Annotated in this window: 2 tRNA genes and 2 rRNA genes (1 of these 4 cut by a window edge); all 4 read left to right on the top strand. The window is 50.3% G+C overall.

The window, feature by feature from the left end:
• A 16S ribosomal RNA gene (locus AC19YS_RS31940) occupies nucleotides 1–453 on the top strand (it extends 1,084 nt beyond the left edge of the window).
• An 82-nt stretch (nucleotides 454–535) separates the two neighbouring features.
• Nucleotides 536–612, top strand: a tRNA-Ile gene (locus AC19YS_RS31935).
• Nucleotides 613–642: 30 nt separating this feature from the next.
• Nucleotides 643–718: transfer RNA gene (locus AC19YS_RS31930), tRNA-Ala, on the top strand.
• A 251-nt stretch (nucleotides 719–969) separates the two neighbouring features.
• Nucleotides 970–2,500 (top strand): 23S ribosomal RNA (locus AC19YS_RS31925); the annotation flags it as partial.

Genomic DNA, 2,500 nt, shown 5'->3' with positions numbered 1-2,500 from the left:
TAAGTCCCGTAACGAGCGCAACCCTTGTCCTTAGTTACCAGCACGTAATGGTGGGCACTCTAAGGAGACTGCCGGTGACAAACCGGAGGAAGGTGGGGATGACGTCAAGTCATCATGGCCCTTACGGCCTGGGCTACACACGTGCTACAATGGTCGGTACAGAGGGTTGCCAAGCCGCGAGGTGGAGCTAATCCCACAAAACCGATCGTAGTCCGGATCGCAGTCTGCAACTCGACTGCGTGAAGTCGGAATCGCTAGTAATCGCGAATCAGAATGTCGCGGTGAATACGTTCCCGGGCCTTGTACACACCGCCCGTCACACCATGGGAGTGGGTTGCACCAGAAGTAGCTAGTCTAACCTTCGGGAGGACGGTTACCACGGTGTGATTCATGACTGGGGTGAAGTCGTAACAAGGTAGCCGTAGGGGAACCTGCGGCTGGATCACCTCCTTAATCGACGACATCAGCTGCTCCATAAGTTCCCACACGAATTGCTTGATTCATTGAAGAAGACGATAAGAAGCAGCCCGAAATTGGGTCTGTAGCTCAGTTGGTTAGAGCGCACCCCTGATAAGGGTGAGGTCGGCAGTTCGAATCTGCCCAGACCCACCAATTTTGTGTGGGAAACGCCTGTAGAAATACGGGGCCATAGCTCAGCTGGGAGAGCGCCTGCCTTGCACGCAGGAGGTCAACGGTTCGATCCCGTTTGGCTCCACCACTACTGCTTCTGAAAGTTTTGAAAGCTTAGAAATGAGCATTCCATCAAAGTGATGGTGAATGTTGATTTCTAGTCTTTGATTAGATCGTTCTTTAAAAATTTGGGTATGTGATAGAAAGATAGACTGAACGTTACTTTCACTGGTAACGGATCAGGCTAAGGTAAAATTTGTGAGTTACTCGTAATTGAGTATTATCGAATTTTCGGCGAATGTTGTCTTCACAGTATAACCAGATTGCTTGGGGTTATATGGTCAAGTGAAGAAGCGCATACGGTGGATGCCTTGGCAGTCAGAGGCGATGAAAGACGTGGTAGCCTGCGAAAAGCTTCGGGGAGTCGGCAAACAGACTTTGATCCGGAGATGTCTGAATGGGGGAACCCAGCCATCATAAGATGGTTACCTTACACTGAATACATAGGTGTAAGGGGCGAACCAGGGGAACTGAAACATCTAAGTACCCTGAGGAAAAGAAATCAACCGAGATTCCCTTAGTAGTGGCGAGCGAACGGGGACTAGCCCTTAAGTGGCTTTGAGATTAGCGGAACGCTCTGGAAAGTGCGGCCATAGTGGGTGATAGCCCTGTACGCGAAAATCTCTTAGTCATGAAATCGAGTAGGACGGAGCACGAGAAACTTTGTCTGAATATGGGGGGACCATCCTCCAAGGCTAAATACTACTGACTGACCGATAGTGAACTAGTACCGTGAGGGAAAGGCGAAAAGAACCCCGGAGAGGGGAGTGAAATAGATCCTGAAACCGTATGCGTACAAGCAGTGGGAGCAGACTTTGTTCTGTGACTGCGTACCTTTTGTATAATGGGTCAGCGACTTATTTTCAGTGGCGAGCTTAACCGAATAGGGGAGGCGTAGCGAAAGCGAGTCTTAATAGGGCGTCTAGTCGCTGGGAATAGACCCGAAACCGGGCGATCTATCCATGGGCAGGTTGAAGGTTGGGTAACACTAACTGGAGGACCGAACCGACTACCGTTGAAAAGTTAGCGGATGACCTGTGGATCGGAGTGAAAGGCTAATCAAGCTCGGAGATAGCTGGTTCTCCTCGAAAGCTATTTAGGTAGCGCCTCATGTATCACTGTAGGGGGTAGAGCACTGTTTCGGCTAGGGGGTCATCCCGACTTACCAAACCGATGCAAACTCCGAATACCTACAAGTGCCGAGCATGGGAGACACACGGCGGGTGCTAACGTCCGTCGTGAAAAGGGAAACAACCCAGACCGTCAGCTAAGGTCCCAAAGTTATGGTTAAGTGGGAAACGATGTGGGAAGGCTTAGACAGCTAGGAGGTTGGCTTAGAAGCAGCCACCCTTTAAAGAAAGCGTAATAGCTCACTAGTCGAGTCGGCCTGCGCGGAAGATGTAACGGGGCTCAAACCATACACCGAAGCTACGGGTATCACGTAAGTGATGCGGTAGAGGAGCGTTCTGTAAGCCTGTGAAGGTGAGTTGAGAAGCTTGCTGGAGGTATCAGAAGTGCGAATGCTGACATGAGTAACGACAATGGGTGTGAAAAACACCCACGCCGAAAGACCAAGGTTTCCTGCGCAACGTTAATCGACGCAGGGTTAGTCGGTCCCTAAGGCGAGGCTGAAAAGCGTAGTCGATGGAAAACAGGTTAATATTCCTGTACTTCTGGTTATTGCGATGGAGGGACGGAGAAGGCTAGGCCAGCTTGGCGTTGGTTGTCCAAGTTTAAGGTGGTAGGCTGGAATCTTAGGTAAATCCGGGATTCTAAGGCCGAGAGCTGATGACGAGTTAACTTTTAGTTA

It is taken from the genome of Pseudomonas sp. MF08831 (assembly GCF_059862645.1).
This window is presented reverse-complemented; position numbering and strand designations above follow the sequence as displayed.